The 26,031-nt window shown below is 41.7% G+C and carries 34 protein-coding genes and 1 CRISPR repeat array; of the genes, 20 read left to right on the forward strand and 14 right to left on the reverse strand.

The annotated features are described in order from the left end of the window. From FD723_RS35725 to csx18, 5 genes are all read right to left on the reverse strand, one after another. Window positions 1-1,122 (reverse strand): type III-B CRISPR module-associated Cmr3 family protein, encoded by a 1,122-nt coding sequence (locus FD723_RS35725; RefSeq protein ID WP_179069942.1) that lies wholly within the window; start codon window positions 1,120-1,122, stop codon window positions 1-3. Continuing rightward, window positions 1,122-4,133, reverse strand: coding sequence for a type III-B CRISPR-associated protein Cas10/Cmr2 (gene cas10 / locus FD723_RS35730; RefSeq protein WP_179069943.1), 3,012 nt, complete (start codon window positions 4,131-4,133; stop codon window positions 1,122-1,124). The genes FD723_RS35725 and cas10 overlap by 1 nt, the downstream gene beginning before the upstream one ends. A 187-nt stretch (window positions 4,134-4,320) precedes the next feature. Next, a CRISPR array of direct repeats spans window positions 4,321-6,813; the repeat unit is 36 nt; unit sequence GTTTCCATTCAATTAGTATCCCCAGCGAGTGGGAAT. Window positions 6,814-7,000: 187 nt separating this feature from the next. After that, the gene (cas2, locus tag FD723_RS35735; RefSeq protein WP_179069944.1) at window positions 7,001-7,282 is read right to left on the reverse strand and encodes a CRISPR-associated endonuclease Cas2; all 282 of its coding nucleotides are present in this window, start codon (window positions 7,280-7,282) and stop codon (window positions 7,001-7,003) included. Window positions 7,283-7,291: 9 nt separating this feature from the next. After that, the gene (gene cas1, locus FD723_RS35740; RefSeq protein ID WP_179069945.1) at window positions 7,292-8,284 is read right to left on the reverse strand and encodes a CRISPR-associated endonuclease Cas1; all 993 of its coding nucleotides are present in this window, start codon (window positions 8,282-8,284) and stop codon (window positions 7,292-7,294) included. A 132-nt stretch (window positions 8,285-8,416) separates the two neighbouring features. Further along, window positions 8,417-8,689: a CRISPR-associated protein Csx18 gene (gene csx18, locus FD723_RS35745; RefSeq protein WP_179069946.1), complete on the reverse strand. Its 273-nt coding sequence runs from the start codon at window positions 8,687-8,689 to the stop codon at window positions 8,417-8,419. A gap of 208 nt (window positions 8,690-8,897) precedes the next feature. On the opposite strand from csx18, the gene FD723_RS35750 reads away from it, so the two are divergent. Next, the gene (locus FD723_RS35750; RefSeq protein WP_179069947.1) at window positions 8,898-10,088 is read left to right on the forward strand and encodes a YafY family protein; all 1,191 of its coding nucleotides are present in this window, start codon (window positions 8,898-8,900) and stop codon (window positions 10,086-10,088) included. Between the two features lie 2 nt (window positions 10,089-10,090). Here the strand turns inward: FD723_RS35750 and FD723_RS35755 are convergent, their stop codons facing one another. The 3 genes from FD723_RS35755 to FD723_RS35765 all read right to left on the reverse strand — a co-directional run bounded on the left by FD723_RS35755 (window position 10,091) and on the right by FD723_RS35765 (window position 13,709). Further along, a complete protein-coding gene (locus tag FD723_RS35755; RefSeq protein ID WP_179069948.1) occupies window positions 10,091-11,515 on the reverse strand; it encodes a hypothetical protein in 1,425 nt (474 codons plus the stop codon). A gap of 86 nt (window positions 11,516-11,601) precedes the next feature. Next, window positions 11,602-13,206, reverse strand: coding sequence for a hypothetical protein (locus FD723_RS35760; RefSeq protein ID WP_179069949.1), 1,605 nt, complete (start codon window positions 13,204-13,206; stop codon window positions 11,602-11,604). A 176-nt stretch (window positions 13,207-13,382) separates the two neighbouring features. Then, window positions 13,383-13,709, reverse strand: coding sequence for a helix-turn-helix transcriptional regulator (locus tag FD723_RS35765; protein WP_167756032.1), 327 nt, complete (start codon window positions 13,707-13,709; stop codon window positions 13,383-13,385). 333 nt (window positions 13,710-14,042) lie between these two features. Here FD723_RS35765 and FD723_RS35770 point away from each other — a divergent pair, with 333 nt between their 5' ends. After that, window positions 14,043-14,210: a hypothetical protein gene (locus FD723_RS35770; protein WP_179069950.1), complete on the forward strand. Its 168-nt coding sequence runs from the start codon at window positions 14,043-14,045 to the stop codon at window positions 14,208-14,210. 9 nt (window positions 14,211-14,219) lie between these two features. On the opposite strand, the gene FD723_RS43530 is transcribed toward FD723_RS35770, so the two are convergent. Further along, window positions 14,220-14,342: a hypothetical protein gene (locus FD723_RS43530; protein WP_256875320.1), complete on the reverse strand. Its 123-nt coding sequence runs from the start codon at window positions 14,340-14,342 to the stop codon at window positions 14,220-14,222. 4 nt (window positions 14,343-14,346) lie between these two features. On the opposite strand from FD723_RS43530, the gene FD723_RS35775 reads away from it, so the two are divergent. The 6 genes from FD723_RS35775 to FD723_RS35800 all read left to right on the forward strand — a co-directional run bounded on the left by FD723_RS35775 (window position 14,347) and on the right by FD723_RS35800 (window position 17,386). After that, a complete protein-coding gene (locus FD723_RS35775; protein WP_179069951.1) occupies window positions 14,347-14,913 on the forward strand; it encodes a hypothetical protein in 567 nt (188 codons plus the stop codon). A 286-nt stretch (window positions 14,914-15,199) separates the two neighbouring features. Continuing rightward, a complete protein-coding gene (locus FD723_RS35780; protein WP_179069952.1) occupies window positions 15,200-15,619 on the forward strand; it encodes a hypothetical protein in 420 nt (139 codons plus the stop codon). A gap of 145 nt (window positions 15,620-15,764) precedes the next feature. Beyond that, on the forward strand, window positions 15,765-16,079 hold the full coding sequence (locus tag FD723_RS35785; protein ID WP_256875321.1) for a hypothetical protein: 315 nt from the start codon (window positions 15,765-15,767) through the stop codon (window positions 16,077-16,079). After that, complete coding sequence (locus FD723_RS35790; protein WP_179069953.1) at window positions 16,079-16,306, forward strand: hypothetical protein; 228 nt, start codon at window positions 16,079-16,081, stop codon at window positions 16,304-16,306. The genes FD723_RS35785 and FD723_RS35790 overlap by 1 nt, the downstream gene beginning before the upstream one ends. Before the next feature lie 28 nt (window positions 16,307-16,334). Continuing rightward, window positions 16,335-16,595: a hypothetical protein gene (locus FD723_RS35795; protein WP_179069954.1), complete on the forward strand. Its 261-nt coding sequence runs from the start codon at window positions 16,335-16,337 to the stop codon at window positions 16,593-16,595. 17 nt (window positions 16,596-16,612) lie between these two features. After that, entirely contained in the window at window positions 16,613-17,386 is a 774-nt protein-coding gene (locus FD723_RS35800; RefSeq protein ID WP_179069955.1) for an ERF family protein, read from the forward strand. Between the two features lie 208 nt (window positions 17,387-17,594). Here the strand turns inward: FD723_RS35800 and FD723_RS35805 are convergent, their stop codons facing one another. Both FD723_RS35805 and FD723_RS35810 read right to left on the reverse strand, forming a co-directional pair. Further along, window positions 17,595-17,774: a hypothetical protein gene (locus tag FD723_RS35805; RefSeq protein WP_256875322.1), complete on the reverse strand. Its 180-nt coding sequence runs from the start codon at window positions 17,772-17,774 to the stop codon at window positions 17,595-17,597. Window positions 17,775-17,816: 42 nt separating this feature from the next. Continuing rightward, window positions 17,817-18,596 (reverse strand): Rpn family recombination-promoting nuclease/putative transposase, encoded by a 780-nt coding sequence (locus FD723_RS35810; protein ID WP_179069956.1) that lies wholly within the window; start codon window positions 18,594-18,596, stop codon window positions 17,817-17,819. A 98-nt stretch (window positions 18,597-18,694) separates the two neighbouring features. Here FD723_RS35810 and FD723_RS35815 point away from each other — a divergent pair, with 98 nt between their 5' ends. The 7 genes from FD723_RS35815 (at window position 18,695) to FD723_RS35850 (ending at window position 20,865) form a co-directional block, all read left to right on the forward strand. Then, window positions 18,695-19,012 carry a hypothetical protein gene (locus tag FD723_RS35815; protein WP_179069957.1) on the forward strand — a complete coding sequence of 106 codons (318 nt, stop codon included), beginning with the start codon at window positions 18,695-18,697 and terminating at the stop codon, window positions 19,010-19,012. A 31-nt stretch (window positions 19,013-19,043) separates the two neighbouring features. Beyond that, on the forward strand, window positions 19,044-19,238 hold the full coding sequence (locus tag FD723_RS35820) for a hypothetical protein (protein ID WP_179069958.1): 195 nt from the start codon (window positions 19,044-19,046) through the stop codon (window positions 19,236-19,238). A 205-nt stretch (window positions 19,239-19,443) separates the two neighbouring features. Then, window positions 19,444-19,767 (forward strand): hypothetical protein, encoded by a 324-nt coding sequence (locus FD723_RS35830; protein WP_179069960.1) that lies wholly within the window; start codon window positions 19,444-19,446, stop codon window positions 19,765-19,767. Window positions 19,768-19,778: 11 nt separating this feature from the next. Next, on the forward strand, window positions 19,779-19,991 hold the full coding sequence (locus tag FD723_RS35835; RefSeq protein WP_179069961.1) for a hypothetical protein: 213 nt from the start codon (window positions 19,779-19,781) through the stop codon (window positions 19,989-19,991). Window positions 19,992-20,024: 33 nt separating this feature from the next. Continuing rightward, window positions 20,025-20,300, forward strand: coding sequence for a hypothetical protein (locus FD723_RS35840; RefSeq protein ID WP_179069962.1), 276 nt, complete (start codon window positions 20,025-20,027; stop codon window positions 20,298-20,300). 27 nt (window positions 20,301-20,327) lie between these two features. Further along, on the forward strand, window positions 20,328-20,543 hold the full coding sequence (locus tag FD723_RS35845; protein ID WP_179069963.1) for a hypothetical protein: 216 nt from the start codon (window positions 20,328-20,330) through the stop codon (window positions 20,541-20,543). A gap of 10 nt (window positions 20,544-20,553) precedes the next feature. Beyond that, window positions 20,554-20,865, forward strand: a complete 312-nt coding sequence (locus tag FD723_RS35850; protein ID WP_179069964.1) for a hypothetical protein — start codon at window positions 20,554-20,556, stop codon at window positions 20,863-20,865. A 565-nt stretch (window positions 20,866-21,430) separates the two neighbouring features. Here FD723_RS35850 and FD723_RS35855 read toward each other — a convergent pair. Both FD723_RS35855 and FD723_RS35860 read right to left on the reverse strand, forming a co-directional pair. Next, window positions 21,431-21,886, reverse strand: a complete 456-nt coding sequence (locus FD723_RS35855) for a hypothetical protein (protein ID WP_179069965.1) — start codon at window positions 21,884-21,886, stop codon at window positions 21,431-21,433. A 5-nt stretch (window positions 21,887-21,891) separates the two neighbouring features. Continuing rightward, a complete protein-coding gene (locus FD723_RS35860; RefSeq protein ID WP_179069966.1) occupies window positions 21,892-22,212 on the reverse strand; it encodes a hypothetical protein in 321 nt (106 codons plus the stop codon). Window positions 22,213-22,334: 122 nt separating this feature from the next. Between FD723_RS35860 and FD723_RS35865 the strand changes: the two genes are divergently transcribed. From FD723_RS35865 to FD723_RS35885, 5 genes are all read left to right on the forward strand, one after another. Next, complete coding sequence (locus FD723_RS35865) at window positions 22,335-22,844, forward strand: hypothetical protein (RefSeq protein ID WP_179069967.1); 510 nt, start codon at window positions 22,335-22,337, stop codon at window positions 22,842-22,844. Between the two features lie 65 nt (window positions 22,845-22,909). After that, window positions 22,910-23,266 (forward strand): hypothetical protein, encoded by a 357-nt coding sequence (locus tag FD723_RS35870; RefSeq protein ID WP_179069968.1) that lies wholly within the window; start codon window positions 22,910-22,912, stop codon window positions 23,264-23,266. Between the two features lie 290 nt (window positions 23,267-23,556). After that, window positions 23,557-23,997, forward strand: a complete 441-nt coding sequence (locus tag FD723_RS35875) for a hypothetical protein (RefSeq protein WP_179069969.1) — start codon at window positions 23,557-23,559, stop codon at window positions 23,995-23,997. Window positions 23,998-24,000: 3 nt separating this feature from the next. Continuing rightward, window positions 24,001-24,291: a hypothetical protein gene (locus FD723_RS35880; protein WP_179069970.1), complete on the forward strand. Its 291-nt coding sequence runs from the start codon at window positions 24,001-24,003 to the stop codon at window positions 24,289-24,291. Continuing rightward, window positions 24,291-25,832, forward strand: a complete 1,542-nt coding sequence (locus tag FD723_RS35885; protein ID WP_179069971.1) for a hypothetical protein — start codon at window positions 24,291-24,293, stop codon at window positions 25,830-25,832. Before FD723_RS35880 ends, FD723_RS35885 begins: the two co-directional genes overlap by 1 nt. Here FD723_RS35885 and FD723_RS35890 read toward each other — a convergent pair. Further along, entirely contained in the window at window positions 25,829-26,026 is a 198-nt protein-coding gene (locus FD723_RS35890) for a hypothetical protein (protein WP_179069972.1), read from the reverse strand. The genes FD723_RS35885 and FD723_RS35890 overlap by 4 nt on opposite strands. Between the last annotated feature and the right edge of the window lie 5 nt (window positions 26,027-26,031).

Consider the following 26,031-nt stretch of genomic DNA (forward strand, 5'->3'; position numbering starts at 1 on the left):
TTATTTGTATGTCAGCCAAAGTAACTCAGAATAACCAAGTTGTCTCCAGGTATTTACCTTAGTATTGGAATTATCCTGAAACAAACTTTGGGGTTGATTCAGGTAATACAAACTCCCTGGTGGTGCAGCGAACACTTGTGGTGCAGGAACACTTTTAGTTAATGACTCTTTATCTCGAAACCGACAGCTTATCGGCACTGGCTTCTCAGTGGCTAAACTAACTAAATTCCCTGGTGTTTGATTACCATTCACCGTATGCGCTAATTTCCATTCCCAAGGAAAAGCGCGACATAATGATGAACTATGTAAGTTATCTTTGTGTTTTCGTTCAAACACGCCAGGAGTAACCAAGTAAGCTATAGATTTATCACCTTGCTGAAAATTCTGCTGAGAAATCTTTTGCAGACTAGCCCATTGTTCCCCTAACTCGTTGCACTGCTTCACTATGCTGCGATGTCCTTCTCCACCCAGTCGCACAGTGCTAGGAGTTTCAATTTCTGTATCGATGCCAATAGCTAAACTCCAGCCAGTATGAAGACGAATACCATTCTCGACAAAGTAACCATCGGCATCTTTAACTTGTCTGCTTCCTTCTTCAATAGCGTTGTGAGAACGAGTTTCTACTGTCCAAGGTTTATCTTCATGAGTATTTTTTATGACTAACCAATCTTCTTCACTTATTATTCCAGTTTTGAGATATTTACTGACAACTTCGTAAGGAAGATACTGACGGAATTTTTTCTCTGTAGTCACAATTTCTACGTCGTCATCATCTGGAGGTGTTGAACCAGGTTTCACCAAGGGACAAGGTTGACTTTTGTCCCACAAAGCATTTTTTAAATGAGAGTCAGATTCCCATGCTAAGGGCATCAAAGGCGTTGACTTAATAAATCCTAGAGGACGAGGTAAGTAAAGCTTAACCCCTGTGTCAGTTTGGCGACACAGAAAAGGCCCAACAAGACGAAAGTTTTTCTTTTCTGACAACAATCCGCGTAGTGCGCCGACAATACTGTGTCCATTAGGCGGAAAGACACTACCAGCCCATGCCCTTTCTCCTGGTGTGAAGGGTTTAGCATCTCGCAAAAGTAGTATATCTAGAGGAGTTAAAGTATACCAAAACATTAACAACCACCTCCCAACTTGATTTCGCGGTTACGCTTCACAAAAGCCGCAAGTTTTAACCAGTTTTGGATTTCCGAATCTCTATTTTTCTCTGGGGTGGTATCCCACAAAATTTTGAGAAACTCTGATAGGGCCTCCTGAAAGTCTTTTTTGGCAGATTCGTTTCCAAGGAATTGGTCACGGCGATCGCAAAATGCTCTCGTCCAAGGTACTATTGCTTCTATCACTGGCGCAGGGTGCTGGCTCCAAAGTGTTGATGCTTGTTCAAAAATAGCCGCCTCTGTTTGCAAAGATGGGTTGGAAGTCAGGTTTTGCCACTGCTGGAAAACATCAAATTTTGCTGTTGATTTCAAAATATTACCGTTCCCGTACAACACTCGAACTTGCACTGCATCTTTGGCAACGTTTGTAGGAGATATGTGTTCTTTGGCTTCCTCTTCAGATGACCAGAGGTTTTCCAGAGCGATCGCTAGTGGTACTGAATGATGGACAATAGCTATACCAAAGCTAATAGTTGCTTTCTTACCCATTGTGAATAAGGGTCGCTTGGCTAACTGCGGTGGGGAAGCGGCTTCAACTTTATATTGCCAATAGTCACCATCATTTTTAAATTCACCTTTGGGGTCTTGTTTACCCTGGAAACATTGACGAATATCCCATAACCAGTTATCCCATTCCCAGAGATTAGTATAAGCCAAGACATCATCACCACCAGCATAAATTAAGCGTCCGGCGTAGCGTTGTTGAGTCAAGTAGGGAACTAGTTGATTAGAGAAGTCTAATAAAGCTCGACTCAAGGCGCTGTGTGTACTTGGCCCCATACGTTTTTTCTGTTGCAAAAACTTCTGAAAGCTTTCCCTAGATACAGACAATTCTGATGGAATGTAGTCACTATAATTTTGTAAATTTTTGCCTTTTAGCCAATCACTCATGCTATCGCCGTCACCTGCTGCCAATACATACCAGTCGGCTGGATTGTTGCTGGGATAGAATTTATCAATTATCTTTTGAATTTCACACCGATATTCTATTTTGATTTCAAGAACTTTTCGCTGTATTTCCTCTTTCTCGTCATCATCTGCATTTTGAAACTGGTCTTGTAATGCCTGCAATTCTGGAGTTTTGGAGTCTTCTACCAACCAACCAGCATTCAGTAAACGGGGATGATACCTTTTGGGTGCATTGTCATCATCTATCCAAGGAATTCCCCATTTACTTCTCATTTCTTTAATGACACACTCTGTCCAAGGAAATTCCTCTATAATTTTTTTACAAGCTTTGTTAAAATGCAATTCACGCTCAATTTGTGCATCATAGACTTTGAGATATCCGGCAACTCCTGCGGTTAAGTCTGGGTAAGATGCTGCTATAGCATCCTCATTTTTGATATTTAATAGCTTAATTAAAACTTTTGGTAATCCCCGTTTGACTGTTTCTGTTGCATTTAACTGTTCTCTACCATCAAATAAACCAGCGTGTTGTTCCCAAAGCTTTTTAGTCTCCCCTTCTGTTATCCAATCCTTTCCATTTTTACCGGGAGTAACTACCGGGCCAATACCAGAAATTGTTGAGCGAGGACCAAATGCCGTGGGAATTTCCCAATTACGGGCATTTTTCACCGCCGCTAAAGCATATCGGGTTTGGTCAAAAATATTTCCCCACCAAGAGCCAACATTAACACTAAACTTTTTATCTTTATCTTCAGAAGATTGTTGATATGCTTCCCGGAGAAAATCTAATTCAGCTTCTTGAAAAAGTTTCTGTTTTCCACCTAAATTATAAGCTTTATTTTGGGCATCTAGCCAAGTTATAAATTCTACCTCTCTATCTTTAGGAATGGCGGCATTTTTTAGGTTTTCTCCTTCTTTACCAATTGGTAAAGCAGTCCAGTAAAACTGCCATTGTGATTCTAACCAACCTTGCCAAGTGCTACTTTCTTGTTGCAATTTTGGCATCCAATGGCGAGTTTTTAAATCAGTAAAAACTAAATTACTAATATCTTGCCATTCGTTTAGCAGCGTTTGTTTTGCTGTTTGCATAGCAGCTTGGATTTTATCTTTCGGCAGAACCAACACCAATACATTCGGAAATCCTGCTGTTAATAGTGAATCTTCCTCTGGTTTATCTATCCATTGTTTCAACCCTGGATATTTTTCTAATAGCCAATGGTCAATTAAAGGTTGTTGGTAAAGACTAGGATAAAGCAAGGTATCAGGCCCATATTGCAGCGCCAGTTTCCAGCAGACTTTAGCAGATAAATAGTGTAATAACCAAGAACCTGCCCAAAAGTCGCGCATTTTACGACTGGCTTTAATCAGTTCTTGCACTGGCGTAAAGCTAAAAACTGCCAAATAAGGATGAGATAATTCTTTGCCTGATGGCCATCTTTCTATATCTGCCATCGTCAAATCGTACCCTGCCAAAGCACCAGCTAGCGATGCTGTAATGCTTGCATGACTCCATATTGAACTATCTGGTAAGCGGGTTTCGGCAGGCATTAGCATTAAGGAAGCATCGTCAAATTCCTGACAAGTAGCTGACGGTAAACAACGCCACAACCACCAAAATAGCCCTTTAACATCTGTCTTCAAAGATTCTGGTATTGCTTCTAACAGCTTTTGTTCTTTACTATTTAAGTAATCTTTGCCTTTTGCCAACAGTTCTGAATCTGACTTAATTTTCCATTGCTGTTTTGCACCAGACAGCAAATGAGAGATTTCTAACCCTCTTTGGGAATCCTTTCCAGGTGCATAAATTATGCTTTGGGCAACGCTGCTAATACCAGCTTTATCACTCGCCAAGGCAATGTCAACAGCCAGATGTATGTGTTTTAAGATTTCATACTCGGACTCTTCAGGATTAGGATTATAATTGCTCTGCACCCAAGGTTGCATTACTTCTAATTGTTGCCAAAAGTTATTGTCACCGTGCCCAGTGTTATTGTGTAACGCTTTTAGCACCGGATCATGGAGTAATCCCCATATTTTTGCTTGCCAGTATGCTTCTGACATGGGTGAATCCCTTTCTATGGTGTCCGGTTTGATTGTATAAATTTATATTGGGAATGTCCAATAATAGTCAATATTCATTTTTAAGATTGCTCAATCTCTTAAATCCTTTCATGGCAAGGCTTTGAGCTAATTGGTTGGATTTTTACTAAATATTTTTTATTTTTTGACAAATTGCATTAGTTGTGCAGTTTCCATTCAATTAGTATCCCCAGCGAGTGGGAATTGTTCAATCTGCTAAGGCTGCTGTTCAAGCTATCTAGTTTCCATTCAATTAGTATCCCCAGCGAGTGGGAATACCTGTAAAGTTTTAGATTCTATCAAATTTGTTAAAGTTTCCATTCAATTAGTATCCCCAGCGAGTGGGAATTTTTTACTGCTTAACCTTGTTGTAATTGTTCTACCTTGGTCAGTTTCCATTCAATTAGTATCCCCAGCGAGTGGGAATTTTAATCGGAGTATTCCAAAAAGCTGCCTAAGACTTACGAGTTTCCATTCAATTAGTATCCCCAGCGAGTGGGAATCGCTAAACTGTCTGAGCTAAACGGATATCTTGGCGAGTTTCCATTCAATTAGTATCCCCAGCGAGTGGGAATACAGGCAGTTACCGGGGATAGAGAAATTACCAGGATCTCATTTAGTTTCCATTCAATTAGTATCCCCAGCGAGTGGGAATTGTAAGGGCGATCGCTGGATTGAATTGGGAAACGGGAATGTTTCCATTCAATTAGTATCCCCAGCGAGTGGGAATACATTGAAACATTTAAAGACCAATTTAAAAGACTTATTGGTTTCCATTCAATTAGTATCCCCAGCGAGTGGGAATATTCGATACCCTAATGGCAGTATAGAACGTGTAGGTATACTTTACATGTTTCCATTCAATTAGTATCCCCAGCGAGTGGGAATCTTCCTCTCCTAAATCCCCGTCTGACGGCATTGGGGTTTCCATTCAATTAGTATCCCCAGCGAGTGGGAATGTTTTTGGTGAGAGAAGCCCAGTTTTTTGAAGGTACTGCGTTTCCATTCAATTAGTATCCCCAGCGAGTGGGAATTAAAGTCATTTTCGTGCATCATATCTGCAACGTCTTTAAGGTTTCCATTCAATTAGTATCCCCAGCGAGTGGGAATTTATTTACCCTCAGCCACCATTACAAACATCTAATCAAGTTTCCATTCAATTAGTATCCCCAGCGAGTGGGAATGAATTCAACATCAACATCTATATAAGTCATAACCGAAGTATGTTTCCATTCAATTAGTATCCCCAGCGAGTGGGAATTGTAGCAGACTCACTGGGAAATTATATACTCCCTAGTTTCCATTCAATTAGTATCCCCAGCGAGTGGGAATACAACTAGGTGATGTAACCAGTCAGCTAACCGACGGTTTCCATTCAATTAGTATCCCCAGCGAGTGGGAATACAGTTATCGCTACTGAACGATGAGATTCAAAAAACGCTTGATGATGTTTCCATTCAATTAGTATCCCCAGCGAGTGGGAATTCACCACACACGTTTAACTCAAGAGACACGCTGGAAGTTTCCATTCAATTAGTATCCCCAGCGAGTGGGAATACTCCGCGTTCACAAAAGGCAAGAATATGACGATGAAAGGGGGCGTTTCCATTCAATTAGTATCCCCAGCGAGTGGGAATATGATTTACAAAAAACCAAGGATTTTAAAAATGAATGTTTCCATTCAATTAGTATCCCCAGCGAGTGGGAATTGATTTCTGATTCAAGTGCGGTAATAACTTGTGTAGTTTGTTTCCATTCAATTAGTATCCCCAGCGAGTGGGAATATCTAAAATTATTCACGTTCGTTTAGCTGAACTACCTGTTAGGTTTCCATTCAATTAGTATCCCCAGCGAGTGGGAATACTAGCTATTTGCCCCTCGCTATGATGTTGAACAGTTTCCATTCAATTAGTATCCCCAGCGAGTGGGAATACGATACTGAGTAACCAGAGAATATCAGGGCGACATTTGTTTCCATTCAATTAGTATCCCCAGCGAGTGGGAATTCATCAGGGTATCCCGCGCAGACATTGCAACTGTTGAAGTTTCCATTCAATTAGTATCCCCAGCGAGTGGGAATATCATCTTCTAACCAAGATGCAATAGGATTTATCCATATTGTTTCCATTCAATTAGTATCCCCAGCGAGTGGGAATGCTTGAGGCATTTTATTCTCAAGCATATCCAACATCTGTTTCCATTCAATTAGTATCCCCAGCGAGTGGGAATTCCACTTCCATCTTGAACTTCCCTTAACTCATTTTGTTTCCATTCAATTAGTATCCCCAGCGAGTGGGAATTAATCCCAGTGTTACAGCAGTATGCGAGAGTTTCACAGTTTCCATTCAATTAGTATCCCCAGCGAGTGGGAATAAGTTATAGGCGTTCACCCCAGAGGAATTCAGAATAGTTTCCATTCAATTAGTATCCCCAGCGAGTGGGAATACGATAATATTGCTGCGTAGCAAAAAAAGGTCATAAGGTTTCCATTCAATTAGTATCCCCAGCGAGTGGGAATATTAAACGCTTACCTCTAATCTTTTTATTTTGTTCGTGTTTCCATTCAATTAGTATCCCCAGCGAGTGGGAATCCCACCATTCAACTCAACGAATAAGCAATACTTAAGTTTCCATTCAATTAGTATCCCCAGCGAGTGGGAATCCCTCAATTTTAGACCCTTACCCAGTAAGGAATCCAGAAGCCGTTTCCGAAGGTCACAAAAATTAATCGCCAAACTGCCATTCCATCAATCACCAACATACCCCAAACCCTTACCCTGTAAGCGACCGAAGGTCACAACGCTCAAATAAGCATTTCAGCTATTTTCCCTGAACCTCGGCAAACAGAGCTAAATAATCACCGAACTAGGCGGTTCAATCACAGATGGCCCCACACCCCAAGATTCTACTTGAGAAAGAGTATGCCGTGACAAAGGATAAAATCGTAGACTATCTTCAGTTAAATTCAGCTTTTTTCTTAACCGACGACGCAAATCTTGATATTTCTCGGTAGTTAACTGACACTCAAACACAGAATATTGAACTCTCTGTCCATAACCTTCAAGTAAATCAGCTACCTTTTTACGTCGTTTATCACAAGGAATATCATAGGCAATTACATATAAAAACATAATTTAGCCTCAATCAATACGATAAGGCTGATAACTATGACTAGGATTATAAACAAACTGTTTAAAAGCCCTTACTTGTTGATTAAGTATATCCCATTTCGGTTGTTTCTCTCCATTATCTATTTTTATTTCCTCCGTCATCCGTTGCAAAAATGCCTTGAGAAACTTTTTTCTTCCCGAATCATTTAAATAACATCCACCGTTATTAAATTCAAAATCACTTTCAGCATGAACCATCTTGCGATTAATTAACCACATTACTAAAGAATCTACAAGCGGGGCGCGAAACTCCTCAATTAAATCAGAAGCTAATGCTGCATGACCATCATGTGCTTGGTGCAAACAAGCACAATAAGGATCAAGCCCCTGAAGTTCAATCAATGCCAAAAGATGATTCCAAAGAACTTGATAACCGAAACTTAGCATTGCATTTACAGGATTTCCTGGAGGACGACGACTCCGGCCAGAAAACACAAAATCGGCATTAGTCAAACACTCACTAAAAGCATTGAAATACTGGGCTGCCCCTGCACCCTCAAACCCCATCAGCCTTTCGCAAGTCTCAGCTTGGGCCGCTTGATCAGCCAAATAATCTAAACTTAGTAGAACCTTTTCTAGTACCTCTGACTCCCGCTTTTGTCGTTGTCGCCGTAACAGCACCCGACTATTTTTCAACTTTCCCCGCACAATCGCCCGTGCAGTAATTAGCTTTTCAATAGGTGATAATTGCTGTTGGTAGCGTGACAATTGCCGATATCCCCTAGAAATAGGTAAAATCCGACCATAACAATATCCCATTCGTGATAAATAACCAATAGGAATATCTCGTAATAAACAAGCACGAATTACTTGAGTAGTAACTTGCGAACTACCAAAAATTAGAATTTGTTCTAACAGTGGTAACTGCACTTCACCATAAATATTTTCTCCCTGCTTAATGAGTAAAGTCTCTTTTTGCAAACACACGTAGCAATTTTGTTGAGAAACATAAAGAGTCTGCATGGAATTATTAACTATCTAAAACTTCTAATACCGATTACCTAAGAGTGAGATTGCTTCGGAGCTTGGGGCAAAATCCCAAGTCCGTCAAACTCAAGCTTGATTTTGTGTAGTTTTATAAAGAGTTGGTATAAACTATTGCCACCAACGTTGTAATTTTGACTTTCGTGAAGAACTATTTCCAGGCGGAGGGGAAATTAATTCTGCCTTTCCTCCTGGTTCCAACCACTTCACTACCCTATCAGCCGCACTAGAAACAATATAAGTAGCAAATGTCACTAGTAAAGTGTTAATGATCACTGCTGCCAAACCCATAGGTGCAATTAACAAAATCACTAAAGTTACGCCACCATTAACAACAGAGACTAAAGCATTACGTACAGTAGCAGACCGCCGGGAAATATACATAGTGATAAATCTAACTCTATTTTTGATGTTTGTACTGGCTACTATAGCTTGAAAATCATAAAAAAGCTTGAAAAAGCCTATAAAGTCAAATTTGATTGATGTTCACAAAAAAGGCTGTTATAAAAGCTTTACAGACATTCTCTTGATATAACTGTAATATTTTCTTTTTGGGAATGCTCTAACCTCTATTATCCATTTCCCTCTAACTATGCCCAAAAGACTTGCATCCCAACCCTATAAAGAACACTTAGCTTTTGAACGCCTGATGCTGTTAATTGCAACTCTGCTGAAATATCCAGGTATCGGTAGTCCTGATTTAATGGACTCTAGGAATGATTCACACCATGATGCCCTGGCAACAGTGCAAAAAACCCTACAGGAATTAGCAACTGAACTGAGGATAGAATTACCAGCAGGTTATCCTGCTGTTTCTACCCTCCGCAAAGATTTAGAAACTCTCCGTCACTACACTATTCTCGACCAGCGAATGTATCGTTGGGGCTATTATCTAGGTACTGGTGCTTTGTCCTCAGCCGAGTTAAAAGTAGCATTTAATGCTTTGGCCTCCCTTGCTCAGTACCAAGGAGATGCCCAAGTCAGACGAATTTATGAGACTCTCAGCAAAAGATTGCGGGGATTAGATATGGAACTCAAGGGTGATTTTTTCTATCCAACCAGACAATATCTTAACCGCACAATTGTATATTCTGACCCCGAAGAAATGGCTGAGAAGGGGAAACATCAGGATACATTATTTCACCAATTGCCGTTAGTAGAAAAAGCTATTAGTCAGGGGCAAGCAATAGAAATTTCTCGTGGTAGCGACCTTTATGGCAACAATCGTATTGGCCCTCTACGCATCTTCCCCTTACAGTTAATTTACCAAGATATTGCTTGGTATCTCTTGTATGAATACTGTGAAACTGGGCATTTAGCAATCGGACGTTTAAACCGTTTTAGAAATCATTGTGTGCCTCTCGGCATCCCAACACGTGGCTTAGAATTACAAAGAGTAAGTCTTACTAAGGCTTACCGACTAATAGAAAATGGTTGGGGTTTGAATTTAGGTGATATTGAATCTCAAAAATTAGAACTAGAAGGAAATTTAGAGTTCATCAAAGTTGAAGTTCATTTTTTTCCTCCAATGACAGGATTTATTTTGGAAGGAGAACGTCGCCATCCAAAACAAAAAATTACCCCTGGAATTATTGATAAAACTACTGGAAAACCTAGCTATGTCATTTATAGAATTGATTTGCCAAACCGTTCAATAGATGAATTTAGTTTATGGGTTTATCGGCACATGGATAAAGCTCAAATGATTTCACCTTCTGCATTAGTAGATAAGCACCATCAAGCAGCAATCGCTTTAGCTGCACGTTATTCTAAGCCAGTGTGATTTTACCTCTCCCAATCAACCAACACCCCATCAACAATCGCAATCCCCCATTGCGGAAACTTCACCAGCAACTTCTTGATCACAATCTGCAAAGCCGGATCATCCCAACACTCTTGCAAAAAGTCAAAACCAGGATTTTCCCCAACCAGAGAACCCATTTTCAGTTTCTCCATTCGCAATAGTCTAGCTTTGGATTTCATGGCGATATCTTCAGCAGTAAACAACGCCTCACTAGATTTTTGTACCTGATAATTGACTACAGATATATTCCACTGCTTCTCAAACTTGCTGATTGTTGCCCTCATGCTGGCATAATACTTGCTGTCTAGCAAATACTGAATTACCCACAATGGGGGGCATTCTCCAACGTTTGCTCTATCCAACCATTCAAATATCTCACTTTGATTTAATGAGACGGGCGCGGCGGAACAAGCACCTTCATGAGAGATTGTCGCCTCAACACCACAATCTTGGTTTTCAGCCAACAACGAAGCGGAATTATTTTGTTCTGCTTGCCCCTGAGTTTGATTAGCGATCGCAGAATTTAAAGATTTCTTATTTTGGGCAACGGGCACGGCGGAACCAGTACCTTCATGATAGTCCCTCGCTTCAATGCTACAATCCTGCTTTTCAGCCAGCAACGAAGTAGACTGACTCGGTGCATTATCCACAAGCGCCAGCGATGTACAGTCATTCGCCGTAGGCGAGTCTTCAAGTTCTGACGCGCTTTCGATATGTGAAGGCGACGCGCCCCTCAAGGGCGCGTGAGCCGTCTCCTCAACACGTGGATTTCGAGCAAGCGCGTCAGAACCAACTACCATACCAACAACCTTAGTTGGTTGTTGGTAGGTAGTTAACGGGTAGTTAGAAACGTTGTTAGGTTTTTGAAACCCTTGCAAATCCTCACTTTTTTGACCATTCTTTTGGAATGATTCCAAATCAGACTGAATTTGTTCCACGCCAGGGCGATTTTCATTCCGTCCGGACTGGTTTATTTTCTCCCCGGCGTGGACGGCTTTCTCGTCATAAGAATTGGTTTCCTTAGACGTGGACGATTCCCAGTAAAAGCGATTGTAATAACCATGCAAGTTACGAACACGGTAGCTAATCAACCCAGGTCTACCGGAGGGCAAGCGGCCAAACACTTCCTCAAATTGAAACAATCCTTGAGCAGTCAACGCCGCCCCTGCTTTTTGCAAAGATTTGTAGGTGAGGTTAGTATCGAGTTTATGGGCAGAACCCCCGAATTGTTCAGCCGCCACGCTATCTAACCAAAGCTGCTGCACAGATGGAGATTGCTGACGAACCCAGTTAATATCCTCAATTGATACTTTGCAGTGTGGTCTAATCGATTTATCTGCTTCAGCAAGTTTGCGATCGCTTCGCTGTTTGCTGCCACCATTGATTGCTTTTAACGCTGTAGTCATATTTCCTTCCTTTATTTTTTCATGACAATGTGGGCGACATTGCACCCATGCCGCGTTTAAATCTTTTTGCTAGAGGCGAGTTTTTTCTACTTTTTCTCGCCTTGCCAGAATCGCAATTCGTCTCGAGAATACCTATCAGCTTTTTTCGATTGCTCTTTCCAACAATCCCAGGCAACCACTAACTCTTCGCCCAAATCCTGCACCACTTCACCCCTCTCGACATACAAAGTACGGTAGGGATCGGCGTGGGCAACTATAGAACCAACGCCAATAGTGTCTGGTTGAGAGGATGCTTTTTGGAGTGCGGTAATTAACTCTGTTTCTTCATTGGTCAATTCCTCCCAGTAGTCTTGTTTGATTACCTCATATTCTTGCGCCACTGCCCAATAGTCCTGCCACGTACACCCAGGTTTAGCCAGCACTGCCCTAATATCGCTAACCGCTTGGGGCAACATTTCCAATTGTTCGGCTCGGTAGGCGATCGCTGATGGTGTAGGTTCGCTTCCCAGAATTAGCGCTGCTGCCTCCAATGCTTGGGTGTTGTTCATAGCACTGGCTAAGTTTTTCAAAGCCATGCCCATGAGCCGCAGACATTCTTGGGCGTTCTCCTTGGGTGGTTCAACAGCTAGCGATCGCAAATCAATGGTTTTCTCCAGGGCTTGCTTCACTTGCTTGTTTAAAACTTTAGTCGCCTGTTGGGTCATGGTATTTTCCCACTGTTGGGAGGGATGCTGTTGTACAGCACGTTCTAGTTCCTGAATGCGCTGCTGGAGTTGTTGGTTTTCAATCTCCAGTTTTCGTAATCCATCCATTTCATCCAAACGCTGCTGTAACTGAATATTCTGCTCTTTCTGCTGCTTGTACAAGTTTTGCAGAGATTGGATTTGCTCTTGTACTTGTTCTTCTGCTTTGGCCGATACCTCTGCTTGCAAACCAATTCTCAATTCCTGGGAAAGTCGCTCTAACTCTTGCTGATGTTGCTCTTTGATTTGGGCGATCGCTTCGGTATATTCTGCGGGGTAAGTGCGCTCTCTGGGAAAGGGAACTCTGGCAGCATCTAAATCAGCATTGTTAATCAGCAGCCTCTCACCATCAGCAAAGGTAACAATCTGTTGCCAACGATTTGGTGCGTCTGCCCCAATAGTTCCTTCTTCTCCATATCTTGGGTGTGACTGTTGTGAAACTGTGACTTTGGCTGATTTAGGAACCAATGGTTCTTCAATTTTGGGAACCATTGGTTCCTGAACAATATGTTTTTTGCGTGGAAGTTGAGGAACCACAATATTTGCAGCAGCCGCAAAATCTGATTCACCAGGGGAGGCGTTATCTTTGAGAGCGATCGCTACAGCTTGTTTTAGTTTCTCTGGTTCCTTGACTAAACGAAGTAACGGACGAGCCTGACGCTCATTTTTGATGTGTCCCCCCAATTCGCCAACCGCGTCTATGACCTTTTTGGCTCCTAGCAGTTGGTTGATTCGTCGGTATCCACCCCAGGCGTATAATTCACGCTGGCAGTATTCTTCAAAGTTTTTGTATCCAGCTTGCAGGTAAAGCTGCTGTTCCCTCATCTGGAGAATTTCATTTATCGCCTGCCACTCGAATCGGTCGATGGCTGTGAAGGTTTCCTGGATGCTGGCGTTGACAACACTGTAATCAAGTGCTGTTGTTTGTTCTCTGTCTAGTGTCAGCATATTTCTTGCTCACTATGGTAAATGCTTGAAAGTTGAGGTGTTGCAGTTTAACCAAAGTGAACAAGAGCAGCTGATTTGGAGGGTTTTTCCCAAAATGTGTCAGCATTATAATTAGCTCACTTTGTGATCAACGGATTGAGCAGGCGATCGCATAGCTTTGACCGGCAGCGATCGCTTTATGCTGCTATATCCTGTGGTTGGGAATTATCAGCTTTAGATTTTAGATATTCCCTTACAGGGATTGGCTTAACCTTTTGTTCTTCTTCTCCTGTGGTATCTGTGTCGTCATCTGGGATAAAAACAATTAAATCTCCAGGTTGGCATTCAAGGGCAATGCAGAGTCCATTAAGTCTTTCCCCAGTTAATCGAGGCATTTCATCTGTTCTTCTCAATCGATGAACAGAGTTTTCGTCAATCCCTAAAGCTGCTGCTAGGTCTTTATTCCTAATACGCTTTTTTGCCATTATTTCATTTAACCTCCAAGCAATCATTCGCTTGTCCATGTGACACCTCCATTAGTTTAATCCCCGTCTTGCTTTGATAAATCGACTCTTGGAATACTCATTATTATACATGGTCACAAATCAATAAAACTACGCTTAAAAATAAAAATACTACGCTAAATGTAGAAAAAACTATTTTAAGTGCTTGATTTTTCCCTACGTCTCGCGTAGTATTATAAATATAAAGGAGGAAACAAGCGCTAGCCTCTTAGTAAACAAAGAAGTGCTTACTCCCAGATTTAAATTCATTCAACTAACCACAAAACCAAGCGCCACCGGGACTAGCAGCCGGAAGCCAAACTTGTAATGCTCAAGCCAGCGAAGATGATCTCGATGACCTACCAAGTCTTAAAAAACTGGTTATTTAGTGCCATTCGTCTAGAAATCAAAGATTTTACAGCAAAGCTGAATTTAGTAGAGTATTCTCTTCCGAACACAGCACTTCCTTACACATCCCCTGATGCTGCTGTCTGCTGTCTTGATAATGCTCTTAGCAACTAGCTTTGATGGCTACGCCAAATCTATTTGAGAGCGTTGTGCCAAACCACAACGTTGTTTGCACACATAACAAAAGCGACCGCTACTGTCTGGTAAACCGAGCGATCGCTTTTTATCCAACTGAATGGAGATCAATATTATGCCTTATACAACACATACACAGCAAGCAATTCCTAGTTATTCTCGTGACGAGCAAGCCACAGCCCAAGCAGAACTATACACCCACCTCGAATCCCAAGCTGAAGCCATAGCCCCAACCAAAGATCCTCTCACCAGCAGAGATCGCCGCATCATTGGCGAGATTATCGAAGTTGAACCCGAATCAGTTCGCACAATCTGGATAGAAGGCGGAATCACAGTCTGGGTGCAATTCTTTGATGGTGGACGGCTACCCTTTGATAGAAACTGGTTCGCTACAAGAGTTGCAGAGGTTAAAGCGACTCTACCAGAGACACCACTAGAGCGCAACGAGCGATTGAGCGATGAATTAGAAAAAGCCTGCACTGTTTTTGGTCTGTATCACGGAGAGATCGATTGGTTAGGATTCAGCACCAAACTCTACCAAGACGGGCGTTTTGTCGGCTTCGTCGGGTGCAATCACCAGAGCTGGTACGCTCGACCAAGACAGTACGGGGTAAATCGGGTTGCTGGCAGTGCCAAAGATGTGATTGCACTGCTGGGAGTCCGAACGGCAGTAGCGGCGTAAGTTGCTGAAGGTAGAAAGGGCGATTGCTTCCCAAGACAAAAGCAATCGCCTCCAAAGCTCAATCGCTGCTTTAGAAATAATAATCATGACATAAAGTGCAGCAAATAACCTCTTACTTCAAGTAGGTGGCTGTCACGAGAGAATTCTCCTACCTCCGACAGATGCGAATGCAGAGGTGTAAGAAATTCCTGGTACTGAAAGTGAGAAAGGCGGTTGCAGTCCAAGAGAAAAGCAATCGCCTCGACAACGAAATTTAGACAATCGAAATCATCATGGCACATGAAATATGATTAGCCCATTTTCTCTTCAACAGACGGAGTTTGAAGAATCTCTTGACAAAATACTCCTACCTCCAACCGACCCCAATGCAGAGGTCACGCAAATCACTGGATACAAGCTGGTTTACGTAGATGGAGCTTGCCCCAGAACCTATCGAGTGTACAAAGCTCATTCGATGATTGGGGTGATATTTCAACATATTACCCACTGGTCGAATGCTGTAGATAAAATTCGATACGCCGAATCGGTGGATGCAGCAGTCGGGCTGGATGACTTTATGACGATGACAGGCTACTTTACAACGGCTACAGAACAACCGCCCACGGAAGAAGAGTTATTGGATAAAGAATTCGATGCGCTGACAACTGAGGAGTGGGAGCGTCTGAAAAGATACGTTCCAGAAACTAGAGATTTGGTTGCAGCGTAAGGAAAGGGGTGGGCAACTATCTCAATTCGCAATTACCAATTCGCAATTCGCAATTATTAACTCACCCCTGAAGGCGCTTGCTTTGAATATTGAGGGGCTTGTAACCCTAAAAGAATCAATTCACAATTTTGTCCGTAATTGCGAATTGCGAATTGCAAATTGTTTGGTAGACCCACCTGTATGGCGAGGAGCAAAACTAAATTATCAGTTTATCGGAATGCAACAACACAATTCATCGAACATAGCAATGACACCCATAGAAATACTGAAAGAGTTTAACTCGTGCTACTTGAAAATTCAGGCGATCGCTCAAGATGAAAACTGGCTTTTGCTAATTGCTGATAAAAAGATTGACCCAGAAGCCGCAACTCACGTAGGCGATATATTGCATTACTTGGGCGAGGCAATGGGGTGTGTCGAAGAAGTCGTTGAAATCAAGTTTAATCAGGAATCAAAATAATGAAACTCTATGCAAGCAGTATTCCTCAAAGTTTGCCAATTTGGGCAACTGTTATATCGAATAATGCAGGTTTAATTGAGATAGAAATCAATGATAAAGACCCTGCATTTCATTCAATCATCGAAAAATTATCTACTGAAATAGAGCCAGGAATTATTGGTGTAAAAGCTAGCGATTTATGTACAAGACTCAGCATTGAAATGGTTGATACTACTGGCGAAAATTGACAACCCATATTTCCAAAACCTAAACCAAATGAAATTCACAACTGTATCTGTTAGCTACTCTAGAAAATTCAACCTCGGCAATTTTGAATCACTCGATTTAGGTTGTTCTCTATGGGCGCAAGTCGAGGATGGGGAAGACGCAGATGGAATAACCCAATTCCTTTATCTGCAAGCTAAAACTTCGGTCAAACTTGCGGCAATGCCTGTGCTAAAAGCCTCAGAGTTTCAGATAAATAAGGCTAAATCTAGCAAAAAAGTCTCTGGTGATATCAACGAAAGCGATTGGTAAGAGTTTGGAATTGACTAATGCAAGAACTAATCAAAGCTTTAATCAAAGCAAAGGCAGAGTTTAATCCGATTCAAAAAGACGGTACTAATCCTCACTACAAGCGCAGATATGCAACACTAGATGCTGTATTGGATGCTGTCACTCCTGCACTTGGTAAATATGGATTAGCAATAATTCAAACCACTGAAATCTGTGAAGGTAAAACCGTACTACGGACTCATATTTTCCATGAATCTGGGGAAAATATCACCAGCACTTATCCTCTACCTGAAATTAGTGATTCTCAAAAGTTTGGTGCAGCATTAACTTATGCACGACGATATGCAGTTTGTGCAATTTTATCGGTGACGGCAGATGAAGATAATGATGCTGAAGGCGCAACTACTCCTCAAAAGCCTGAACAACCACAGAATAACATTAGACCCCGCAAAGACAATCAACAGTATAGAGTCCAGCCACCAAAACAAGCTGTAACTGCACCATCAATTAGTCCAAAAGATTTGCGAGTCAAAGAAGTTCGCACACTTCTAAATTATCCACTCGATTTGGTGAAAGAATGGCTGCATTCTCGAAATGTTACGAGTCCAAGTGAGCTTGATTCTGTTCAGATTGATGAATTAGTGAAGACTATGTGTTTAGCTTGGGCTGGTAATAAGTTTGGACATCCTAATCATACTGTTAACTCTTATCAAAAGCACGTAGTTGACGCTGTAGCACGAGGAGTAGATGAAACAACAGCAATTAGCGCATGGATGGAAGGAGCGCTTGCAGAATTGCCTGAACTTAATTGAGAAGAGAAATCATACTTCAAGAAGAATACATTCGGCAACAATCTTGACGTTCTCTTAGAAACGCTGGTTCTGCATAAAGAGTAATTATGCTCATCAAACAACGAGGCATTATTGCCAACAACCCAGCACCGTCACTAAGTAAGGTAAAAAATGGGGACTTTAAATATAGCCCTCAATGAGCCGATTCAGTACAGTGATAGTAGCAAATTTACTCTTGGTTATCGGATTCTCGCTGCTGTAATTGTTGCACCACTTCTATTGATAAGCCAGTAGACCGAGCTATAACATCAACGCTGATGCCCTCAGCTAATAAATTGATAGCAATTTTACGGGCTTTTTCATCGCTACCTTCGGTCTTGATTGATTGATAAACCACTGACTCCTGCATGGTATATCTTTGGGAAACTAATTATGAATGGAATGGTATTGCTTATTCCGACTGCTCAACGTCTGTTATGAGCAAGCTTTGTACTTGTTCGATTGTTAACCCAGTAACTTTTGACACCATTTCGATAGGCATCTTCTCTTTTAGAAGGTTAACTGCAACGCGGTGAACACCGAGTTCAATTCCTTCTTCTTTACCTTCGGATAAAATCGATTGATAAATGACTGACTCACGCATAATGTCCTTCCTGAATAAACGCCCAATTACTTCTTGTTCTAATACTAACCCAGCAAGAATCGCAGATGCGGCAGCAATATTACTTTGTGTGCGTCGGTCAGGAATTTGGTCAATAGCCGCAGATGACTGTTGCAGTGTAGCAACTTTGTTCTCAGTAGAACTCAATACCGCAAACGGGAGTAATCCTGGTGTGGACAAAAATATCTCTGGAGGCTGTTCCCACAAACGAATCACTGAAAACTCGTGTCGTAAACTTTCAGTGGTAAAAGTGGTTTGATACACCTTTTCTGATTCAGTTTTGGCTAAGTAAATTACCACTTGGTGCATTCGTTTATTAGGAAAACGGCGATACACCCTTAAACGATAATCAGCCATCCGAAACGGCATATCGTCATCAGGTTTGGTCTGAAATTCAATATGGAGAACAACTTCGTCTGATTGCAACAATATTAAGGCATCAACACGAATCGGTTCTAAAGACAATTCTGTAGGACTTAATTTGGTTAAAGTAATCGGTTCTCCTAATAGCCAAGTGGCGAAATCGGGAGAATACATTTCAGCGATAAATTTGCAAGTGTTATCAAACATGAACACCTTTTTTCAAATATGAAGAGATTTTATCATTATCTTAGTTAATCACAGCAATTAATTTTTAGTTATCAACACAATAAGAAGGTAATAATCCGATGAACCTTTGGGAAAGAATGGATTTAATTGCATTAACAAATGAACGTTTTTTAGGAGAGTTAGATGATTTCATTTTTGATTACAGTGGCGGATGGATGATTAAGCTTTTGTATCTGATTAAAGTGAATGTTGCTCTTTGGTTCGGATGGGAGTCGGAGCCAGAATACAACGATTGGCATTGGGGACTGGGGTATTTTGACAGCGAAGTAAGCTCATCTTGGGATACTCCTATTGGAGCTTGTGACTGGTCAGAAATCTGTACTCCTGTAAGCTTTCTAAAATGGCAATACGGTATTGGCGAAAACTCAAATTACTAATCGATAACAGGCTAACTAACAAAAGATTCAAATGTCCAATCTTCCACCAATTAATTCAGTTGTCAAAGTCATTAAAGCACTGACAGAAAAAGACCCAAGGTTAGGGCAAACAGGTACAGTCATCCAGTATTCAGGACACGGCATGGTTTGCGTTCATTTCTCAGATATGCCAACTGGTCAAGGAATCTTTTTCAATCCACATCATTTACAAATCATAAAGTCATAGCCAGGATTATGCCGAAAAAATCCACTTACCCCGCCACTACTGACCAGTCACACCAATGCTTACAATACCTCCGGCGCTGTGGAGGTAGCGCACGATTGTGCAGTATCAAATTTAGCCTGGGAGTGATTCAAACATTGGTCAATCAAAAGTTGGTAAAGATTAATAATACTGGTGCGGGATTTTTTGTTGAATTGGAGGATGCTAAATGAAAACACAGAAAGCGACTTATCAATCATCTTTGCCTTCAAACACTCGTAATAAATTAGTTCTTCGTCGGACTCGAAAAAGATTTAACCCCAGGATTTTTTTCGACCGCACCATAGAAACAACTGCAATTGTCTCTCTGCTCTTAACTGGATTCTCTGGAGTAGGGGCCATGGGGTGCTGGGGAATGGAGATTGCCACAAGTTCTCAACATTGGCAGCATCAGAAAAAGACTTGCTTGGGGATGATGTTAGTTAGTTTTTCAGGCTTCTTGGGCAGTGCTTTGATTGGAGCGAGTTTCAGTATTCGTCAGGACAAGTTTTAGAAGGAACAACGATGGAAATTAAATTAACTACACAAGAAATCCGAACCATCTTGCAAGGCTGTCAATATACGTTGCGGCTTGTGGGGAGTAGTAAGGATTATCGTAGACTTCAGTCATCGGAGTATTTTTCTACATCAAATCATGTGGTACTAAATGATGCGTTCAACGTTTTGGCAGAAATAGTGAACGCAATTGATGACGTAGAACAAGCCACTGAAAAGTAAACAGAAAGAATCTAAATTTAGAAGGGTAAGAAAATGACGTTAACTCTAGAGAATCGCTCTCAAAATAAAGAATCGTCCCTGACTCAAGCATTACGGCAGATACAACAGCTAAACTCCAAAATTGCTCTGTTAGAGCAGCAGCTTCAAGATTACGTGCATCAGCAACAGAATTTAATTCCAGCCATCGCTGAAATCTGTGTTTCTCCAATGCAGGAAGTACAGGCGCTGCGGATTCTCATATATCGGGGAGAAGCAGCTTGCCGACAGTACTTGCGTTCGGTGTTGATGAAGCGAAAGAAGGATTCATAATCTCTATCAAGCAAAGGAATTCTAGTTATGAAATGGAATCAAGCACAGCTAATTGCTATAAGTCTCACAGGCACATTAGCGGCCATATCTATCGGGTATTTAGGAGTGCAAATTTTTGGCAGAAATACAATGTATACGATTACTACAGCCATGTTAGGGCTGGGTACTGGAGGAGCTATCGGTCAGATTTTGGTAGAGAAAAGGCAGCAGCGAGTAGTACAAACACAATCAAAACAAAGATAGGAGCAATTGTATGGAAACTTCAAAAGTTGTCACCATCCCCAATCACTGGACATCACCAAAATACTCGTTAGGGCAAAGAACCAAGCAGGGGATGATTGTAGGGGTTCAGTATTGTCTATTTGAAAACTTGGTGGTTCCTGAACGAGACGGTTCATGGCGATATGCAATATTAGTTAGCACCGAAGATGAACAGGTCGAATATATTTCGGAATCTGGAGTTCAATTACCACCTGAAAAAGAGTTGCGTTTGGAGATAGAAGGCGAGATTGACTTTTGCCGGCGCAAAATTGAGAACCTGACACAGTATTTAGAGGCGGTGTGAAAAATCGGCCTTTAATAAAAAAAGCCCCAAAAGCCCGTTTTTCTCAAAAATTGACCAAGTGTGCCGCTTTGAGTTGTGACATCTCTACTCTTTACCCCAATAGGATTTGAGGCATTTTTAACCACCCAAAAATGAAGTTGAAAAAGGAAAGCGGCACGGAAAGCGGCCAAAAAAGGGATAAAAATCGCTCTAATGATTGCAGGGAGGGAGCTTTAGAAAATGGTGGCTGTGACACTAGAAATATAAGGGTTTCAGAAAAAGCGGCCCGATGTCACAACGAGAGAATAGGGGTTTTGGGCATTTTAAAATGTCACGGCACACTTGATTTGCGACATCCGAAAAGAAGTCGGGTAAAGGGAAAGGGAAAGGGTTAAAGGGGAAAGGATAGAATTTTCTTTTACCCTTTTCCCTGCAAGAAGTCTAAAGAAAATAAAAAAGAGGGGCAAATTCTGCCCCCCCCCAATTAAGAGGAAAAAGGTGAAGGGGCAAGGGAGAAAACCTTAAATTCTCCTTTCCCCATTCCCCTTTACCCATTCCCCTTTACCCCTTTCCCCCTTTCCCTTTATTAAGCCGCAGCCCATCTTATCCATTGCTCAACTTCTGGGCGACTTAAACGTTTAGAAGCTTTGAAAGTAACTTGCTGCTTCCGTGCCCAACGGTAAAGTGTTCGCACCGTCACCTGCTTACCTGTGACTCTAAGAATGATTTCTGGTAAGTCCTTTCCAACTGCATTGGTGTAACAAGCGTTATAAATTGCTTCAGCTAGATGCAATTCGGCAAATGGATTTCCTGAGAGTTTAAACTTAATTTGAAACAGGGTAAATTTTTTATTTGGCTCTAACTTTTTCATGTAAGCCAAAGTCAATAGCCACATAGCTTGTTCCTTTACCACTTCCCTAGCGTACTGTGGCACTTGGCACAATCTTAACCATTTGCGCCAAGTACGTTCTGCTATGGGATGGCAATAGACTTGCTCACAAGATGCTTTTAGCCAGTCTAAAGGGTATTTTTCCATAGCCATTTGTATTATTCCTCCGTAGGTATTGCTGATTCGTCTACTAAAAATGTTTCCCAGTTAACCGTTTCGATATCGAACACGTCTTTCAATCCGTTGTTTTTGAGTATGTCTGCAACTAATTCACTAACTGTAGAGTTATTGATAGCCGCTTCTTGTTTCAAGTCCTGACAAACTTCTCGCCAATTTCCATCGCTGGAAACTCGATCAATCAAAATTGCTTCTGCCATACGAGTTTTGCTTACTCCTCTGGTATGTCCCCATAGAATCAGGCGTATCTCTTTAACTAAGGGAAGGTTAACGGAAAATCTTCGGTCGCGTTTATCTGCCATATTTATGATGCCAATTAGATTCCATAATTATACTTTTTAGCGTCCTATTTCCTAATTTTAATGCTATACCAAATAAATGGATGCTAAAATAACACCATTACTTACATAAATGGAAGCATTTTATGGAAAAAGTTCAACAATTCCTTCAACCCTACAATATAGAAGCCACTGAGTCTGAAATCGCTAACCTCTGCGCCCAAGTTGACGTTGACATCGACCAATTGACCGATCAACAAGCCCAAGCGATTGCTACTCAGATTCTTGAGCTTAGACTTGCAAGCGGGAAACTTGCTACCAATAACAAGTCCAAAAATGGCAACGGTAAGTTAGGTAAAAACTCACCCCGCCGTAAATCCATTCCTCCATTGCAAGGAGCGATCGCTCATGCTTCTCAGGTTTCAAACCTTGAAATTCAATCCTTAGAAGATGTTCTCAACATCGGGATTGATGCTTATACAACTGATAAAGCCGACCAGTTGTTATCAACGATCCGCAATGCCCCCAAGGACGTGGTGAGTAAGTTTGTCTCTAAGGCGATGGAGGAAGAAGCTGATGTAGATTCCTTTCGTGCAATCGGTGACGAACTCGTTGCGGGTATTTTCGGCATTAGCCCAACAAATGCGACCGAATAAATGGATTGGATTAGCAGCAGTACTGAATCTGCTGCTATTAACCCTCGTTTTGGGCGTGGCAATATATGGAGCAACAAGAGCAGACTCGTCACAAACAATTAAATATTCACCTGAAGAAGGACGGGGAGTTGAGTCTGTCCGGGCTGACACTAGAAAACCTGACAACAGAAGAATTCCTAGTCGTCCAGCAAATTATTGATGAGTCAAAGGCGCGATCGCATTCCAATAGACAGATTGAGGAATTGATGCAACGGGGAATGATGGCTCAAACTGCGATCGCAGCTTTTACCATTCTGATGTTTTCATTCATGGGCATATATGGCATAACCCGATATATCGGCTCACAAGTTCAACAAGTTCAGCAGACTTATACACAGGAGTCAGTAGTCAGGAGTCAGAATTCAGGAGAACTGAATAGGTAGAATTTAACGAACAGAATTCAGGAGTCAGGAGCCAGAATTCAGAAGAAGGTTAAGCGAGTGGCGGATGGATAAACGGCGTTTTTGCTCCACCACTAAATCGGAGATTTAGTGGTGCAAGAATCAAGTGGTGGGTCTGAATCCCCCACTCATTCATTCTGACTCCTGAATTCTGACTTCTGAATTCTTCTTCAATGTTTTATAGCCTATTCATTTAGTACTACAATTCTTTATTCTGGCTCCTGACTTCTGGCTTCTGAATTCTTTAATTAGTAGTTAGAGAGGAGAAAGCAATGTTAGGTAAATGGCTTCCTGGTTTATTCGGCAGTAAAGGTGATGGAGTAGTATCAACGGATTTAAGAGTTGGGGATGCGACCCAAATTGAGGGTAATTTACCTTCATCAATCCGCGATCGCTACACATTGCCAGCTTACACTACAGCAAAGCAGGTTCTTGATGAAGCAGAAGTGGCTGGCACTCTAAAAGCACAGAAGTGGTTGCACACTAAATTTTCCCGGCACAGGCTCAAGCAGTTGCAATCCTTGGCAGAGATGTATAAAAACCAATTGGCATATTCCCAAGAAGCCATGAAGGTTGAGGAAGATTTGCAGCGAACCAGGGCGTTACATGGGGAAGCGGTGATCCGTCATGCCTTTGGTTCTCAGGAACAGCAACGCCAGTTGGGGGGATATGAGAAAGCATTTGATGAAGTGGGTGACTCATTCAGATTCTAGATTATGCAAAATATCAAGCTTTCTCATATAGGATATGCAGTGTCTGGGGTTGGCTTTTCTATGTTTATGGGTTATTTATCCGTTGCCAGCCCCGTTAGTCGATACATTCTTTGGTTTATTGGCATAATCTCCATCTGCTGCATAGTTCTGGGGTTATTCAACTTTGGCGGTTTAGTCATTAAAGGATTCGGCTTTAACCGCAAAACTTTCATTATTGGATTAATGCCTGGAGTCATATTTCTGTTTGTGTTTTTGACTCTAGTTGCAGCCGGTGTTGCGTTGGGGGTGAGGTAATGGGATTTGAATTACAACGTCTAACTGCCAGTAGCGTCATTCATGCCGAACGGAGTATTTTATGTTCTTTAGGAGCAAGTGCAGTGTTATGTCTGTCTGCTCCTTTTTTCTTAAATACTGACAGAATAACAACCGGGATGCTACTTGGTGCTGGAACAGTGAGTGCTGGCTTATTTGGGGTATCCGCCCAAATCAGCGAAAGTAAGGAAAAAGTTTACCAGTCTTTGCTAGAAGCTGACCTCAAAGCACTTAAACAGCATTTACAAGGTGAGGCTGTTTATGATTATGTCACCACTGCGATCGCAGCTAAACGCCGAGTTGCTGATTACGTGAATCGGCTACCAATGCAAGAGCGCCCCCGGTGGATAGCTGAATATCAGTTGCAAGGGTTGGTTACACTCCCAGAACCACCAGCACAGCAACAATCTTCACCGACTGGTATTCCCAATCCCGATATTGCTGACATTGATGAAGAGTCGGTGCAGTCGGTGATTAATCCGGGTGCGATGAAAGTTCTCCAAGCGATCGCAGCTAATTATCCTGAGTACATCAGAATTGATGGTGCTTGGATTGATGAACTATGTGATGCTGCATCTAATCAAAATATGACTCTTCGCAGCAATCACCATTTTTACCTTTCTGGTGGCACACAATCTGGGAAGTCTACGCTGGCTGGAGTGATTATTAATAAAATTGCTGCAAAATCTCAAAGTCCGGCAATTGTCATTGGTAGTGATCCAAAGGATGATGTCACGAGATGGCTGTGCAAGTTTAGCCGTAAGTTTGACGGCATGAAAGAATTAAAAAACTGGATTACCTTCGCCACAGACCAAATTGACAAGCAGAAAGCAAGAGTATCAATTGTTGGTGGTGAATGTCAGGGCGTTCCTGAATTATTTCTTGCTCAAGATGAAGTTGATAGTGTTTATGGTGGAGGCAAGGGACTTCCAGGAATGGTTGATGCTGATACTGCCAAAGATTTGCAGGGTTTTTGGAACTATATCATCAAATTCACTGCTGGGTTAAAAGGTCATGGTTTATTTATGGGGCAGTCTCCACTCTCTGGAGAAACTGGATTTAGTCGCCCGTCCTTGAAAAATGTTTGCTTTATTGCGATGGGGCAAACATCGAGTTATATACTTGACCATCCCCAAGACTTTGTAAACGTTAAAAAGGAGATTCTTGAAATCTTGCGGCAGGCTTGTGAAATGTTAGACAAAGCCGGAGTTCGATATGCCTTAGTAATTCCCACTCGGTCTAATCCCTTCGTTGCTCTAATCCCGGAATTTGATATCAAAGGTCTGGAACAAAAACAGGATTCCAAACCGAATGCTGACACTGTTAATAGTTCTAAAAATAATCAGCAATCCTCACAGCAGCAGGTTGACTGGTATGAAGAAATTCGAGAATGGGCAAAAGAATTAGGGAGAAGACCACATTTTCAGGAAATCAAACAGAAGTGGCACGAATTAACGGGGCAAGAGTTAAACGAAAAGGGGGTAACATTACTATTAGAAAATCTCGGCTACCCAGACAATTAAACTGGAATGCTCGATATGGTAATCCCAAAGAGTACAGAAAACAAGTAGCGATCGCTCATCGAAAAACTCACAATTATTGTGTAGTCTGTCTGACTAACAAAAGTGAAGAAATCCATCACGCTTACTATGGGAATGACATCATTGGTCAATCTACATTTCCTACGTGCTACCGTTGTCATAATGAGATTTGTCATAGTCC

It is taken from the genome of Nostoc sp. C052 (assembly GCF_013393905.1).
In the GTDB taxonomy this organism is placed as follows: domain Bacteria; phylum Cyanobacteriota; class Cyanobacteriia; order Cyanobacteriales; family Nostocaceae; genus Nostoc.